The 15,101-nt window shown below is 74.5% G+C and carries 11 protein-coding genes; 2 read left to right on the top strand and 9 right to left on the bottom strand.

The window, feature by feature from the left end; genetic code table 11:
- Positions 1 to 113: 113 nt before the first annotated feature.
- From ACIRRU_RS01930 to ligD, 9 genes are all read right to left on the bottom strand, one after another.
- Positions 114 to 1,472 (bottom strand): amidase family protein, encoded by a 1,359-nt coding sequence (locus ACIRRU_RS01930; RefSeq protein WP_403674916.1) that lies wholly within the window; start codon positions 1,470 to 1,472, stop codon positions 114 to 116.
- 69 nt (positions 1,473 to 1,541) lie between these two features.
- Positions 1,542 to 2,999 carry a peptidoglycan D,D-transpeptidase FtsI family protein gene (locus tag ACIRRU_RS01925; RefSeq protein ID WP_403674914.1) on the bottom strand — a complete coding sequence of 486 codons (1,458 nt, stop codon included), beginning with the start codon at positions 2,997 to 2,999 and terminating at the stop codon, positions 1,542 to 1,544.
- On the bottom strand, positions 2,996 to 4,378 hold the full coding sequence (locus tag ACIRRU_RS01920; protein WP_403674911.1) for an FtsW/RodA/SpoVE family cell cycle protein: 1,383 nt from the start codon (positions 4,376 to 4,378) through the stop codon (positions 2,996 to 2,998). Before ACIRRU_RS01920 ends, ACIRRU_RS01925 begins: the two co-directional genes overlap by 4 nt.
- Before the next feature lie 176 nt (positions 4,379 to 4,554).
- Positions 4,555 to 5,040, bottom strand: a complete 486-nt coding sequence (locus tag ACIRRU_RS01915; RefSeq protein WP_403674909.1) for an SH3 domain-containing protein — start codon at positions 5,038 to 5,040, stop codon at positions 4,555 to 4,557.
- A gap of 93 nt (positions 5,041 to 5,133) precedes the next feature.
- Entirely contained in the window at positions 5,134 to 6,537 is a 1,404-nt protein-coding gene (locus tag ACIRRU_RS01910; protein WP_403674907.1) for an ATP-binding protein, read from the bottom strand.
- Positions 6,534 to 7,397, bottom strand: a complete 864-nt coding sequence (locus tag ACIRRU_RS01905; protein ID WP_403674904.1) for a hypothetical protein — start codon at positions 7,395 to 7,397, stop codon at positions 6,534 to 6,536. The genes ACIRRU_RS01910 and ACIRRU_RS01905 overlap by 4 nt, the downstream gene beginning before the upstream one ends.
- 249 nt (positions 7,398 to 7,646) lie before the next feature.
- Positions 7,647 to 7,970, bottom strand: coding sequence for a zinc-ribbon domain-containing protein (locus tag ACIRRU_RS01900; RefSeq protein ID WP_403674901.1), 324 nt, complete (start codon positions 7,968 to 7,970; stop codon positions 7,647 to 7,649).
- A complete protein-coding gene (locus ACIRRU_RS01895) occupies positions 7,967 to 10,189 on the bottom strand; it encodes a HEAT repeat domain-containing protein (RefSeq protein WP_403674899.1) in 2,223 nt (740 codons plus the stop codon). Before ACIRRU_RS01895 ends, ACIRRU_RS01900 begins: the two co-directional genes overlap by 4 nt.
- 242 nt (positions 10,190 to 10,431) lie before the next feature.
- Entirely contained in the window at positions 10,432 to 11,319 is an 888-nt protein-coding gene (gene ligD, locus ACIRRU_RS01890; protein ID WP_403674896.1) for a non-homologous end-joining DNA ligase, read from the bottom strand.
- A gap of 59 nt (positions 11,320 to 11,378) precedes the next feature.
- Between ligD and ACIRRU_RS01885 the strand changes: the two genes are divergently transcribed.
- Both ACIRRU_RS01885 and ACIRRU_RS01880 read left to right on the top strand, forming a co-directional pair.
- Positions 11,379 to 12,572 (top strand): Ku protein, encoded by a 1,194-nt coding sequence (locus ACIRRU_RS01885; protein ID WP_403674893.1) that lies wholly within the window; start codon positions 11,379 to 11,381, stop codon positions 12,570 to 12,572.
- 163 nt (positions 12,573 to 12,735) lie between these two features.
- Positions 12,736 to 14,766: a protein kinase gene (locus ACIRRU_RS01880; RefSeq protein ID WP_403674890.1), complete on the top strand. Its 2,031-nt coding sequence runs from the start codon at positions 12,736 to 12,738 to the stop codon at positions 14,764 to 14,766.
- Positions 14,767 to 15,101 lie beyond the last annotated feature (335 nt).

Raw genomic sequence — 15,101 nt, 5'->3', positions numbered from 1 at the left:
CGGGGTCCGGTCAGGTGAGCCTGGAGTCCGGTCGGCTGGGCCCGGGGTCCGGCCGGGTGCGTCCCGCACGCGGGTCGGCCTGACCGCACTCCTCATCGGCCTGACCGCCGTCCTTATACGCCGGGGGGCCACCCCGCCCCCGGCAGTACGTCCTGCACCGCGCGGGCGGCGGCGAGCAGCCAGGCGTCCGCGCCGCGCGCCGCCACCAACTGGAGCCCCACCGGGCAGCCGTCCCCGGTGAACCCGGCGGGCAGGCTCGCCGCCGGGTGGCCGCTGAGGTTGAACGCCCAGGTGAGCGCCGTGGAGTAGCGGGAACCGGGGCCCTCGTGCCCGTGGGGACGGTTCGGCGTCGCCGGGGTCAGCAACAGGGACGCACCGGCGAACAGCGCGTCCAGCCGCGCGTCGTTCGTCCGCCGGACCCTCACCGCCTCCGCGTCGTCCGGCGCCCCGCCCCTGATGGCCGTCCACGCCCGTACCGGGTCGAGCAGCGAGCAGTCCGCGTTCGCCAGGCGTACCGTCCCCGCCGCCACGAGCCGCTCCACCGCCGCCCGGACGACCGCCGCCACCTCCGGGTCCACCTCCGCGAAGCCGAGGTCGTCGCTGTACACGGCGGAGAGCGGCGCGGACGCGGCCGCCGAAGGCACCGCCGCAAGAGGCACGGCGGCAGGAGGCACCGCCGCAAGAGGCACCGCCGGGGAGCAGGACGCGGCATCGACACCACGCGGCCCGGCGGAACCGCCCACACCCCCGCCTGCCGGACCCCGGCCACCCACCGGATCACCGCCACCAACCAGCCCCTCACCGACCGGGCCACCGCCCACCGGACCCCCGCCTGCCGGACCCCCGCCACCAACCAGACCCTCACCGCCCACCGGACCCCCGCCACCCAGCAAGCCCCCGGCGCCCAGCAAACCCCCGCCGACGCCCAGCACATGGCGCACATACCCCTCCGCGTCCGCCGCCGACCGGGCCAGCACCCCCGCCGAGGCGAGCCCCGTGCGGTCGGGCGAGGGCAGCAGCCCGTTCGTCGTCTTCAGCCCGAACACCCCGCACCAGGCGGCCGGGACGCGGACCGACCCGGCCCCGTCGCTGCCCGTCGCCAACCGGGCCATGCCCGTCGCGACCGCCACCGCCGACCCCGCCGACGAACCGCCCGGCGTCCGGTCCGCGCGCCACGGGTTGACCGTACGGCCGTACCTGCCCTGCCCCCAGGTCTGCCAGTACGTCCCGGGGCCGGGCACGGAGGTCGCGCCGACCGGGACCCCGCCCGCCGCGACCAGCCGGCGGGCCGCGTACGAGCGGATACCGGCCGGGCCCTTCACGGCGAACGGCAGCCCGCGCAGCGGCAGTTCGCGCGCCTCGGGCTCCCGGGCGAGGGCCTCGTCGGGCCAGACCTCGATGAAGGCGCGCAGCACCGGGTCCAGCCGCTCGATCCGTTCCAGAGCCCGTGCCACGGGTGTCGTCCGCCTCATGGCCCCAGTCTCCTGGACCCGCCCGCGCCGTCGCTCGCGCTCCGCGCCACGGCCGCCCGGCCCCGCCCCTCACTTCACCAGCGCCGCCTCCATCACCGCCCGTGCGATCGGGGCCGCGCTGCCGCCTCCGCTGATGTCGGCCCGCTCGGCGGTGGCGTCCTCCACGACCACGGCCACCGCGACGGCCGGGCGGCCGGAGTCCGGGTCCTCGGCCCAGGAGATGAACCAGGCGTACGGGATACCGGAGTTGTCGACGCCGTGCTGGGCGGTGCCGGTCTTGCCGCCGACCCGTACCCCGTCGATCGCCGCGTTGCCGCCGGTGCCGCTCTCCACCACGTCGACCATCATCTGCTGGAGCTGTACGGCCGTCGCCGGGTTCATCGGCCGCTCGTAGGGCCCGGAGCCGCCCTGCCGGACGGTGTCCCCGTCGTGCGTGGTCACCCGGTCCACCAGATACGGGCGGCGCAGATCGCCGCCGTTGGCCACCGCCGAGGCGACCATCGCCATCTGGAGCGGGGTGGCGGTCGTGTTGAACTGGCCGATCGAGGACAGGGCCAGCTGGTCCTCGCTCATGTCCGTGTCGAAGTTGCTCCGCGCCACCCCGGACGGGATGCGGAGCCCGGAGTCGTTGAAGCCGAACCGCCGCGCCGTGTCCACCATCCCGTCGAGGCCGACCCGCGTCCCCAGGTGCGCCATCACCGTGTTGCAGGAGACCCGGACGGCGTCGGCCAGCGACGCCTTCTCACAGCCGCGCGACTCGTCGGGCAGCGTGGTCCTGGTGTTCGGCAGGACGTAGGGCGACGGGGTGTCCGTCGCCGCGCCGGGGTCGGTCACCACCCGGGCGTCCAGGGCCGCCGCCGCTGTCACGATCTTGAAGGTGGAGCCCGGCGGGTAGGTCTGCCGGATGGCCCGGTTGAGCATCGGCAGGCTCTTCGACGCGTTCAGCCGGGCCCACGCCCCGGTGACCGCCGAGCCGGTGCCGGAGAGCCGTTCGGGGTCGTACGACGGGGTCGAGACCAGCGCCAGGATCTTCCCCGTCGACGGTTCCAGGGCGGCCACCGCGCCCCGCCGCCCGCGCAGCCCGTCGTAGGCGGCCCGCTGCATCGAGGCCTTCACGGTGGTGACCACATCGCCGCCCGGCTGTCTGCCGCGGGTGAACTCGTTCCACAGGGGCAGCGGCGCCAGCAGCGCATCCGTACCGGACAGGACGGAGTCCTCGGCGTTCTCCAGCAGCGTGGTGCCGTACGTCTGCGAGGCGTACCCGGTGACGGGGGCGTACAGCGGGCCGTGCCGGTAGGTGCGCTCGTAGTCGAGCTGTTCGCCGGTGCGCCGGTCGCCGGTCACGGACCGGCCGTCGACCAGGATGTCGCCGCGTGGCTGCTCGTAACGGGCGATGGAGAGGCGCCGGTTGGCGGGGTTGGCGTCCAGCTCGTCGGCTTCGAAGAGCTGGACCCGGGCCGCGTTGGCGAGCAGCGCCACCAGCAGCACCAGACAGAAGGCGGCGGCCCGCCGGATGTAGCGGATCACCTCCCGCCCTCCGCCCCGGCCGCCGCCACGACCCCGGTCTCCGCCTGTTCCGGGTGGGGTCTGCGGGAGACGTCGCTGACCCGGATCAGCAGGGCGACGATGATCCAGTTGGTGACGACGGAGGAGCCGCCCTGGGCGAGGAACGGCATCGCCATCCCGGTCAGCGGGATCAGCCCCATCACCCCGCCGCCGATCACGAACACCTGGAGCGCCAGGATCGAGGCGAGTCCGACCGCGAGCAGCCGCCCGAACGGGTCGCGCAGCGCGAGCCCGGCCCGGTAGCCGCGCGCCACGAGCAGCGCGTACAGCAGGAAGATCGCGGTCAGGCCGCTCAGCCCCAGCTCCTCGCCCGCCGTCGCCAGGATGAAGTCGGACTTGGCGGCGAAACCGATGAGGACGGACCGGCCCGCGCCGAGCCCGGTCCCCAGCATGCCGCCCGCCGCGAACGAGAACAGCGACTGGGCGAGCTGACCGGGTCCCCGCCCGGCGTCGATCGAGGCGAACGGGTCCAGCCAGTCCTGCACCCGGCCGTGCACATGCGGTTCGAAGGAGCCGACGACGAACGCCCCGACGGCGGCCAGCAGCAGCCCGACCGCGATCCAGCCGGTCCGGCCGGTCGCCACGTACAGCATGATCACGAAGAGGGCGAAGAAGAGCAGCGAGGTGCCGAGATCGCGCTCCAGCACCAGGACGCCGACGCTGAGCAGCCAGATCGCCACGATGGGCCCGAGCACCCGCCCGGCGGGCAGTTCCAGCTTCCAGAACCTGCGTCCGGTGTGGGCCAGCGCGGTGTGGTTGGCGGCCAGATAGGCGGCGAAGAACACCGCCAGCAGGATCTTGGCGAACTCGCCGGGCTGGAAGGAGAGCCCACCGATCCGGATCCAGATCTTCGCCCCGTTCACCGCGGGGAAGAAGATCGGCACGATCAGCAGCGCCAGCGCTGCGGCCACCGAGAGGTACGCGTAGCGCTGGAGCACCCGGTGGTCGCGCAGCAGCACCACCACCGCGGTGAACAGCGCGACGCCGAGCGTGGACCAGATGAGCTGGGCGGGCGCGGCCTGGTCCTTCGGGGTCTCCAGGTCGAGCCGGTAGATCAGCACCAGGCCCAGCCCGTTCAGCAGCACCGCGATCGGCAGCGGCAGCGGATCGGCGTACGGGGCGCGGAAGCGGACCGCCACATGGGCGAGCAGCGCGAGGGCCCCGAGCCCGGCGCCGTAACCGGCGACGTCGGGGGGCACCGCGCCGTTACGGGTCAGGCCCACCGCCGCGTAGCCGTAGACGGAGATGAGGACGGCCGCGACGAGAAGGGCGAGCTCCACCCCGCGCCGCTTGGGCAGGCGTAGCTCGGGCGGGGGAGCGTCCGCCGTCGTTGCGGTCATGCCCCGCAACGTAGCAAGAGGTGCGCCTTATTTCCCTTATGTCACACCTTTGACCACCACGCGCTGAGCCGACGTACCCGGAGCGGCACCGTCGCGCGCCACCACGGGCGTCCGCCCGCGCACCCTCGGCCGGGGGCCGGGCTGCACGGGCGGACGGCTGTGCGGGTGAGGGTGCGTCAGCACCACTTCGGCGCGGTGCCGATGTTCTCGATGTAGCGGGCCGAGCCCCAGGCCCAGGTGCCGTCGGTCAGCAGGTACCAGCGGTTGTTGCCGTCGACGTTGTCGCCCCGGGTCTTGCAGAAGATGTTGACGACCGTGCCGTACTTGACCGAGCCCACGACCCGGCTGCTGCGGGTCGGCTTGTCGCGGAGCAGCAGGTGGGGCTTGGCGACGACCCGGCCCTTGTAGGTCCGCTTGGGCGCCTGGGGCTTGGTCTGCCCCTGCGTCTGCGCCTCCTGGCGAGCCTCGTGCTCGCGCTGCATGGCCGAGGCGGAGAGCTCGTCGGACATCGGGTCCACGGCGGTGGCCTCGGCGTGCTGCCCGACGGGCTGCGGGTCCGCGGCCAGGGCGGCGGGGGCACCGGCCGTCAGCGCCGCGAGAGTGCCGGCGGCCACGCACAGGCCGAGCCGACGGAAGCGCGGGGGGCGGGACAGGGGGGACATGCTGCCTCCATACGAAAGCGAAAGGGACCATGGGGGACGCGAGCTGAGCTCGCCCTGGTCACGCTAAATTCGCCACCCAGGGTCCGCAACGCGTCACCCTCCGTCAGAAGGGCTTTCGCGCGGGCCCGGTTGTGAGCCGTCCGGGTCACCCTGGGCGCCGCCGCCCGGGGAATCACCGCCCCATCGCGTGCCGTCGCCGCGCTCGCCGTTCTCGTCGAGGCCCGCGTACTCCGGCAGGGTCAGCCGGGCCAGCGCGCCGCCGTCCGGCGGATTGCCGAACTCCAGCCGGGCCCCGATGACCTGGGCCTGGCCCAGGGCGATGGTCAGCCCGAGCCCGTGGCCCCTGCCCGCCCCGTCCGTACGGAACCGCTGCGGGCCGCCGTCCAGCAGATACGCCGGGAAGCCGGGCCCGTGATCCCGTACGGTCACCACCGCGCCGTCCACGCCCAGCACCACCGGAGGGGCCCCGTGCCGGTGGGCGTTGGCCACCAGGTTGCCGATCACCCGCTCCAGCCGCCGCCGGTCCGTCTCCACCCGGGCCGCACCTCTGACCCGCACCTCGGTCCCGGCGCCGGAGGCCCGCACGGCCCGCTCCGCCAGCGGCGCGAGATCGTGCACGGCCAGGTCGACCCGCTCCGTACGGGCGTCGAGGCGCGAGATCTCCAGCAGGTCCTCGGTCAGCGCCCGCATCGCCCGCACCCGGTCGCGGACCAGCTCCGCCGGGCGGCCGGGCGGCAGCAGCTCGGCGGCGGCCGAGAGGCCGGTGAGCGGGGTGCGCAGCTCGTGCGCCACATCGGCGGTGAACCGCTGCTCGGTCTGGAGCTTGCGCTGCAACGTCGAGGCCATCGTGTCCAGCGCGCCCGCCACGATCGCCACCTCGTCCTGCGCCCGGACGGGCCGGGCGGTACGCGGGTCGGCCACCCGGGCGTCGAGGTCGCCCGCGCTGATCCGGCGGGCCACCCGGGCGCTCTGGTGGAGTCTGCGGGTGACCCGGCCCACCGCGAACAGCCCGACGAGCAGCGTCGCCGCGATGGCCAGCAGCGAGGAGCCGAGGATCGCCCGGTCGAGTCCGGCGATGGTGCGGGCGCTGTGGCTGTAGTCCGACCAGGTGGCCAGCGCCCGCCCGTCCGCCGGACCGGCCGCCCACATGGCGGGGCCGCCGGGCCCGTCCGGGTCGCCCGGCCGGTGCGGACCGTCCGCCACGACGGTGCCGTGTTCCCCGCCCGCGGCCAGGGCGCGCAGCGAGGCGGGCAGCCCCGGCGGGTCGATGCCGGAGCCCCGCGGCAGCGGCTCCCCGGCCTCGTACGCGTCGGTCACCACCTCCAGCCGCTCCAGCGCCTTCTCCCGGGCGTGGCCGACCGTCTGCCGCGTCACGGCGGTGTGCACCAGCACGCCGAGGAGGGCCGCCAGGGTGCAGCACATGGCGGTCAGGAAGACCGCGGACTTCCAGGTGAGGCTCGCGGTCCAGGCGGGGGAGCGGAGCCCGCGCCGCCTCATCGCGTCTCCGTGGGAGCGGCCGACGGGACCGTGCCGTCGGGGGCCGCCCCTCCGGGGGCTGGGGCCGTCCCTCCCGGGGCAGGGGGCCTCTCTCCAGGGCCACCGGTGGAGGTCGGTGACGGTGTCCGGGTGCCGGTCGGGGCCGGTGAGGGCGTGCGGGTGGGGGACGGGGAGGCCCTGCGGTGTCCGGGCGTCCGCAGGATCTCGTCCCGGGTGGGCAGCATCGCGCGCTGCCGCTCGTCCCAGGACCAGGCGGTGCGGTACTCGTACCCCGGGATCACCGAGGGGGCCCGCATGATCACGTCCCGCCCCGCCAGTTCCACGCTGATGACGGCGTCGTAGGTGGACATGATCCGGGTCAGCCCGCCCCGGTCCGGCATGTAGACGCGGACGGCGAGCTGCTGGTCGGGCATGCGGAGACCGAGCACCAGTTCGTCCCTGCCGTCTCCGGTCAGGTCGCGGTAGTACGGCGGGAGGACCGGGCATCCGCCGGGCGCCGTGCGGCAGGCCCGGACCTTCCGGACGGTCTCGTCCGGCAGCGCGTCCAGACCGCTGTGCCGGTCGGTCTTCGCCCGCAGCCCGGCCTGCGCCACGGCGACCGGGTCCAGCCTGCGCACATCGCCGTCCCGCACCCGGATCCCGGGGATACGGGCGGTCTCGCCCTCGCCGTAGTCGTACGGGGCCGACGAGGCGGGCGGCAGATCCGGCCACAGGTGCCGGGGCTCGACGGCCGACGGCGCGTCCCCGGCGCTCTCCAGACCACCCGCCGCGCCGCACCCGGACAGCCCGGCCAGCGCGACGACGGCACACGCGGCGGCGGAGGCGGACCGGAGAGCGCCGGGAAGACGGTGCGGGCGCACGGACGCGGCTCCTCTCCGACGGCGGGGGCGGGGCGTCCGCCGGAGGCGCGCGGACGACAGGGCCTCACACCCTAATCGGAGGAGCGTACGCAATGCCCACTTCGTACCCCTACGTGACGCATCGGGTGCTGGTACGGCGGTGCGGGCCCGAGCCGCCGCCGCCCGATGCGGGCGGAGCGAACGGTGCCGGTGCCGGGGCGGACGAGGCCGGAACGGGGGCGGGCGACGTCGGTGCCGGGGCGGGCGGGCTCAGCGCTGGTAGGGGTTCTGGCCCTGGCCGGGCGGGGTGAAGCCGGGCTGACGCGGTGCCTGGCCGTACGCCTGCCCGTCCTGGCCCGCCGCGTGCTGCGCGAGCAACTGGTCGGCCTCCTCCTTGGGTATCTGCCGCTCCCCGCCGCAGAACGTGCACTGTGTGGCGAACTTCGTCGAGAACGGGAACAGCGGCACGAAGAACAGGGTGAACTTCGTGACCCGCTTGCGCACGGTGTGCGCCGCCGGATTGCCGCACCAGCCGCACACCATCGTCAGGACGGCCAGCTGCTGGAGGTAGCCCTTGGTACCGAAAATGATCATGTCGTGGTCCCTTTCGCCGTCCCCCGCAGTGCCCGTCGGCACAGCGCCAGGAGCTTCTCGTCCTCGTGGATGTCATGGCTGCCGTACCCGCCGTCCATCGCGTTGTGACGGCGTACGGAGGCCACCTCGCCGCGCAGGGCCCGCGCCGCCGCCGACCCCTCGGGGACCGGACCCATCCGCGTCAGGCATTCTGCCACCCGGACCCGCACATGCCGGTTGAGCTCCCAGGCCGCCAGCAGCACCTCGGTGCTCTCCCGCGACCGGCCGGACACCTCCCACAGCGCGATCGCCGCGTCCACCCGCAGCCACAGCTCCTCGTGGTCCAGCAGCCCGCGCAGCCGGGGCGCGACCACCCCGGCGCGCGGCCCGAGCGCGCCCAGCGCCACCGCCGCCGCCCGCCGGTCGTGCACCTGGTCCGACTGGAGCCCCTCGATCAGCACCGGCAGCACCGCCTCGGCGTCCCCGGAGATCGCCCACAGCGCCTCGGCGGCCTCCGTCGCCGCCGCCGTCCCCGGGCGGCGGATCAGCGCCCGCAGCTCCGGGACGGCCTCCCGGGCCGCGGGCCCGAACGAACCCAGCGCCCGAAGCGCCGCCGTCCGCAGCCACTCGCCCCGGTACTCCGGCGCCCCGCGCAGCACCCGCAGCACCTCGGGGGCCGCCTCGGCCGCGCGCAACCCGGTCAGCCCCGCCAGCAGCGGGCTCGCCCGGTCGTAGGCGCCCTCGTCCAGCTCCACCTCGGCGAGTCTGCGCCGCAGCGGTCCGGCCAGCGGCCGGGCCACCGCCCCGAGATGGCCCACCGCGAACCCCACGTCGTGCGCCACCTGGGGCCGCGCCAGAGCCGCCGCGAGGGCGGGCACCGCACGGGGGTCACCGAGGCGGGCCAGCGCTTTCACGGCGGAGCCGAGGCCGGGCGGGCCACTGGCCCAGGACCTCACCCAAGCGTCCGGGGAGGCGGCCAGCCGGGCCGCCAGCGCGTCGGCGGCCGGCGCCGCGAGGCCGAACAGCTCCTCCAGCACATGGGACGCCGCCTCCGCCAGCCGGGGCTCCGGGTCGGCCAGCTGGTCGCCCACGAGGGCCACCAGCTCCTCGTACGAGCCGCGCCAGGCCCGTATCAGCCCGCCGCTCATCCGTACGGCGTCGAGCCGCTGCCGGGGGTCCGGGCTGCGCAACTGGTCGACGAGCAGCGCGGTGCGGTCGCCCACCCGGTCGTCGAGCCCGACGTGCAGTGTCCGCAGCAGGTCGGCGGCCCAGGGCGCGCCGTGCCCCGCGTCCTCCTGGGCGGCGAGGGCCCGCAGCTGCCCGACGAGCGTCGGCGCCGCGACCTGCTCACCCCGGGCCCCGTCCGCGGCGGCCACCGGCTCGGCGTCGGGATCCCGGTCGGGGACCGCGTCCGCCTCCGGCGCCTGCGCCTGGGCCGGGTCCGCGTCCAGGTCCGGGGCAGCGCCGCCCTCGGCCGTGTCGTCCCGGACCGGGGCGGGGCACCGCGCAGGTGCCGCGCGCATCTCGCGCAGCAGCCCCGACACCACCGGCACCACATCACCGGGCAGACCGTCGGGCGAGCAGCGCGCCAGCTGGGCCAGGGCCGCGAGCCGCAGCCCCGGCGTACGGGCGCGGGAGGCCAGCCCGTTCAGCCACTGCGCCACTGGGCCCGCCAGCGGCCGGTGGCGCAGCGCGACCCGACCGGCGGCCTCGACGAGGGCCAGCCGCACCTCCTCGTCGCACTCCACCAAGAGCCGCTCCCGCAGCAGCGCGAGGACCCGCACGGGGTGACGGTGCAGCGTGGCGAGGGCCAGCGGGGCGGCCAGCCGCACCCCGGGGTCCTCGTCGGCGATCAGCTCGAAGAAGATCCCGGCGCCCGCGGTCACCGCGGCCGCGGCCATGGCGTAGTTCGCCGCGCCCTCGATCTCGTCCTCGTCGATCTCGGCCTCGTCGTCCTCGTCGAGGTCGAAACCGCCGATGCTGGTGAGCAGTTCGACGACGGAGCCCCGGTCCTGCACACCCGGGTCCGCGACCAGCTCGAAGAGGAACGGGATACAGGCGAGCGTGCAGGCGTACACATCGCCCTGGTGGTGCACCGCGCCGTACATGCCGTCCAGGGCCGTCTCCCGCTCCGCCGGATCCTCGGACGCGAGCCCTCTCAGCAGCTCCGGCACATCGTCGGCAGGCCCGTAGGCATGCTCCATCGAGGCCCAGTCGACCTCATCGATCCCCGAGAACACGCCATCCCCTCCCCACGACCACGACAGCGCCCGGACGGGCACGCCCTCGCGGCGTCCCCGACCGTCACACCCCTCCGGCGCGCCCCGTAGAAAGCGCCTGCGCAGAGTGTGCACCACGGGTCCGACAATCAACCCGTCACTTGTGGCCTTTCCTCGCGCCGTGACGAGGTCATGACCCGGTCAAGACGGTTCGGCCGTGCGGCGCCGGACTTGACCGGCCCGGCGCGTCCGCCGCGGGCCGGTCAGGGGAGCGGACGTCCCTGATCCGGATCGTTCAGGGGGGCGAGCAGATCCCCGTACCGGTCCAGCCGGCCGCCCATGTCCCCGGCGCGGAACACCAGGTCCCCGGCTTCGCGGCAGTCGGCGATCTCGTCCCAGGTGACCGGGGCGGACACGGTGGGCTCGGCCCTGGCCCGCAGGGTGTAGGGGGTCGCCGTCGTCTTCGACGCGGAGTTCTGGCTGAAGTCGAGGAAGACCTTCCCCGGCCGCAGGGTGCGCTTCATCCGGTGCAGGGCCAGCTCCGGAAGGGCCGCCTCCGCCTCCATGGCGAGCCGTTTCGCGTACCCGGACACCGCGTCGGAGGGGGTCGGGGCGAGCGGGACCAGCAGGTGCAGTCCCTTGGAGCCCGACGTCTTCCCGTACGCGACCAGCCCATCGGCCGCGAGCCGCTCCCGCAGCCAGAGAGCCACCGCGCAGCACTCCACGACGGTGGCGGGGGAGCCGGGGTCCAGGTCGACCACCAGCCGGTCGGCGGTCTCCGGGGCCTCCGTCCGCCACTGCGGAGTGTGGAACTCCACCACCAGGTTCGCCGCCCACACCAGCGAGGCCAGGTCCTGCACCACCACCTGCCGGGCGGCCGGATCCTCGCTGTGCGGAACTGCGGCGGTGGCCACCCAGGCGGGCGTACCGGGCGGCGGATTCTTGGTGACGAACAGCTGCCCGTCCGGGCCGTCCGGGTAGCGGAGGAAGGACACGGGGCGATCGCGCAGCTGGGGCAGGATCACCGCCGCCACGGTGGCCGCGTAGTAGTGCAGCACCTCACCTTTGGTCGTCCCGGTGGCCGGATACAGCACCTTGTCGAGGTTGCTGAGTGCGACCCGTCGCCCCGCCACCTCGGTGATCGGCGTCATACGATAAGAATCACACGAAAAGCCTCCTGAGTTTCTTTAACCGCCAAAAGGGGTGAACGGTGAGGTCCATATGGAACGGCGCGATCTCCTTCGGGCTGGTCAGCATCCCGATCAAGCTGGTCAACGCCACCGAGAACCACTCGATCCACTTCCGGCAGATCCACCTCGCCGACGGCGGCCGCATCCGCTACCGCAAGGTCTGTGAACTGGACGAGGAGGAGGTGACGGGCGCCGAGATCGGCAAGGCCTACGAGGACGCCGACGGCACGATGATCCCGATCACCGACGAGGACCTCGCCCAGCTTCCGCTGCCCACCGCCAAGACCATCGAGATCGTCGCCTTCGTCCCCGCCGACCAGATCGATCCGCTCCAGATGGACGCGGCCTACTACCTCTCCGCCAACGGCGTCCCCGCCGCCAAGCCGTACACCCTGCTGCGCGAGGCCCTCAAACGCAGCAACAAGGTCGCCGTCGCCAAGTACGCGCTGCGCGGCCGCGAACGACTCGGCATGCTCCGGGTCGTCGACGACGTGATCGCGATGCACGGCCTGCTCTGGCCCGACGAGATCCGGGCCCCCGAAGGCGTCGCCCCGGACACCGAGGTCACCGTCCGCGACGCCGAACTCGACCTGGCCGACGCCCTGATGGACACCCTCGGCGAGGTCGACATGGACAGCCTCCACGACGACTACCGCGAGGCGGTGGAGGAGCTGATCGCCGCGAAGGCCTCCGGCGGGACGGTGAGCCCGGCCGCGTCCGACGACGCCGGCGGCGGCAAGGTCATCGACCTGATCGCGGCACTGGAGAACAGCGTCCGCGCGGCGAAGGAATCACGCGGCGAGGCCGAGGACGGGGAAGGTGCGGGCGGGCAGGCCGAGGACGGGGAGGCCGGGACCGACATGGCCGACGTCCACCCCATCAAGAAGACGGCGGCGAAGAGGACCACGCACCGCACCCCCACGGGCAAGACGGTCACCCGCTCCGGCTCCGGCGGCTCCACGACGGCGAAGAAGTCCGCCCCCAAGTCCACCGGCGGGAAGAAGTCCACGGCGACGTCGAAGACGGCGGCGAAGAAGACCGGAGAAAGCCGGGCGGGCGGCGGAAGCGGAACGTCCGCGAAGAAGAGCACGGCGAAGAGCGCCACGGCGAAGAAGACCACCGGGAAGAAGAGCGCGGCGAAGAAGACGACGACCGCGAGGACGACAGCGAAGAAGCAGCCCTCCGCCTCCTCCCACGGACGCGCTTCGGCCTGACGGGGCGCGTCGATTGACGGGTCTCCCGGCCTGACGAGCTCGGCGGCTGATCGGGTTCCGGCCCGACCGGGCGCGCGGTCCGACGCGCTGTCCGGCCTGCCGAACCTCCCCGCCCGTCCGCCCCACCGGCCCGCTGTCACCGGCTCCCCGTACGCTACGGCGCATGAGCGCAGAGGCTCCCTCGGGACGGGTGATCGACGGCCGCTTCACGCTGGTGGAGCGGCTCGGCAGTGGCGGCATGGGGATGGTCTGGCGGGCCCGTGACATGGCCCTGCACCGGGACGTCGCGCTCAAGGAGGTGCGGCCCCCGGACCCGGCGCTCGCCGAGTACGACCCCGAGGGCGCCCGCAACCTGCGCGCCCGGGTGCTGCGCGAGGCCCGTGCCCTGGCCCGCCTGGACCACCCCAACGTGGTCACCGTCCACCACATCGTCGATCCGGGCGAGGAGGGCTACCCCTGGATCGTGATGGAACTGGTGGCGGGCTGCTCGCTCCAGGACCGCCTCGCCGCCGGGCCCATGGCGCCCGCCGAGGCCGCCGGACTGGGCCGCGGCATCCTCTCCGCCCTGCGCGCCGCCCACGCCTCCGGCATCCACCACCGCGACGTGAAGCCGGCCAACGTGCTCCTGCGCACCGACGGCCGCCCCGTCCTCACCGACTTCGGCATCGCCGCCATCCGGGAGTCCACCAGCCTCACGGCCACCGGCGCCCTCATCGGCTCGCCGGACTACATAGCCCCCGAGCGCATCCGGGGCACCGAGGGCGACCCGTCCTCGGACCTCTGGTCGCTCGGCATGATGCTGTACGTCGCCGTCGAGGGCCGCCACCCGCTGCGCCGGGCCACCACCCTGGCCACCCTGGCCGCCGTGCTCGACGAGGAGATCCCGCCCCCGGCACGGGCCGGTGCCCTCACCCCGGTCCTGACCGCGCTGCTGACCCGGGACATCCCGGCCCGCCCGGACGCCGGCACCCTGGACGCCCTGCTGGCCGAGGCCGCCCGCACCGACGGGCCCCGCACCCCGGCACCCGCACCCACGGAACCGACGGGGAAGCGACCGACGCCGGACGGCATCGCACCCACGCCCCGTGCCCCCGAGCCCGCAGACCGCACACCCACGGCCACCCGCCCCACGCCCTCCGGCCCCGCGCCCTCCGGCCCCGCGCCCTCCGGCCCCACGCCCTCCGGCCTCAGGCACTCCGGCTCCGCGCCCGGAGACCCCTGGCTCGCGCCCACCGGCCCCGCGCCCGGGGACCCCAGAGCCGCGCGTTCCGCCGCGGAAACGCCCACCGGCTTCGGAGCCCCCGCCGACCGGACCCCGACCGGCTACGGCTTCCCGCCCGCACCGGCTTCCGGCTCGGCACCCACCCCACCCGGCGGCTCCGCACCCGTACCGAACAACCCCTACAACCCGTACCAGCAGCAGCCGTACGCCCCACCCCCACCCCTCGCGCCCGCGCCGACCGTCACCGAGGACGAACACCGACGGCAGACCGCGCGCCGCACCCGAAGGCTCACCGTCGCCTCGTCCGTCGTCTCCGCGCTGGTGCTCGCGGGCGTCGTCCTGTGGACGACCGACGTCCTGCCTTTCGGGCGGTCCGGCTCCGGGGGCGGCGAGCGGCCCCGCGACTCCGCGAGCGCCCCGGCAGACGGCGGGCAGGCCACGCCCCCGGCGTCCGGCTCCACCCCGGAACCGGCCGCGGACCGGGGCGACGGGGCGGACGAGGGAGCGGCGGGAGCGCCCGCGAACCTGCTCACCCCGGACGGAGCGCGGGCGGCGATCACCGCGCTGAAGCCGCTGATGGGCGGCACGAAGGTCACCGACTTCACCCTCTACGGCGAACACGCCTCCGCCCAGGCCCCGTTGAAGTCCAACGCCCGCCTCTACGACCGGTTCAGCTACCGCGACGGGCAGGCGAAGAACGACGAGATGGGCGGCACGCTGATGTCCGGGGACACCACCGTCGACCTGGGAACCGTCGACTGGGACCAGCTGCCCGCCCTCCTGCGCACCGCGGAACGGACCCTCAACATCCCCGAACCGGAGAGCAGTTACGTCATCGTCGACCCGTCGTCCCCCTTCCACGAGGACCGCCCGGTCCTGCGCGTCTACGTCTCCGACTCGCACGGCGGCGCCTACCTCACCGCGCACCTGGACGGCCGCGTCATCGAGAAGAACCCCCGCCCGAAGGGCTGAACCCGCACGGGCCGCAGCGTGGACACACCTCGACGGAAAGTCCACCGACGTAACGCTGTACGGCTTCCACAACGTGCGCGTGCCAGCGCAGAGCACCTCCATCATGTCGGCACGCCATTGCGATCACCAGCTCCATCAGGACCCCGCGGAGGCGATCCGATGACGACAATCACCGGCCCGCCGACCGCTGTCGCGGCGGTGTTCCGCGCCTGCCAGACCCGGTCGCCGCTACGGCCCTTCCGGGCGGCATCCGCCATGGTTTTCGTCGCGTGACCGACCTGCCTCGTCTCGAACTGCTCAAATCTGCGGGCGGTAGGAGCCACCAGAGACAGTGC

The organism is Streptomyces sp. NPDC101181, from assembly GCF_044767975.1.
Taxonomy (GTDB): Bacteria; Actinomycetota; Actinomycetes; order Streptomycetales; family Streptomycetaceae; genus Streptomyces.
This window is presented reverse-complemented; position numbering and strand designations above follow the sequence as displayed.

Bases quoted from the DNA above. Each gene is read 5' to 3' on its own strand.
- ACIRRU_RS01930 (WP_403674916.1), bottom strand. From the start codon at position 1,472: ATGAGGCGGACGACACCCGTGGCACGGGCTCTGGAACGGATCGAGCGG.
- ACIRRU_RS01920 (WP_403674911.1), bottom strand. From the start codon at position 4,378: ATGACCGCAACGACGGCGGACGCTCCCCCGCCCGAGCTACGCCTGCCC.
- ACIRRU_RS01915 (WP_403674909.1), bottom strand. From the start codon at position 5,040: ATGTCCCCCCTGTCCCGCCCCCCGCGCTTCCGTCGGCTCGGCCTGTGC.
- ACIRRU_RS01910 (WP_403674907.1), bottom strand. From the start codon at position 6,537: ATGAGGCGGCGCGGGCTCCGCTCCCCCGCCTGGACCGCGAGCCTCACC.
- ACIRRU_RS01900 (WP_403674901.1), bottom strand. From the start codon at position 7,970: ATGATCATTTTCGGTACCAAGGGCTACCTCCAGCAGCTGGCCGTCCTG.
- ligD (WP_403674896.1), bottom strand. From the start codon at position 11,319: ATGACGCCGATCACCGAGGTGGCGGGGCGACGGGTCGCACTCAGCAAC.
- ACIRRU_RS01880 (WP_403674890.1), top strand. From the start codon at position 12,736: ATGAGCGCAGAGGCTCCCTCGGGACGGGTGATCGACGGCCGCTTCACG.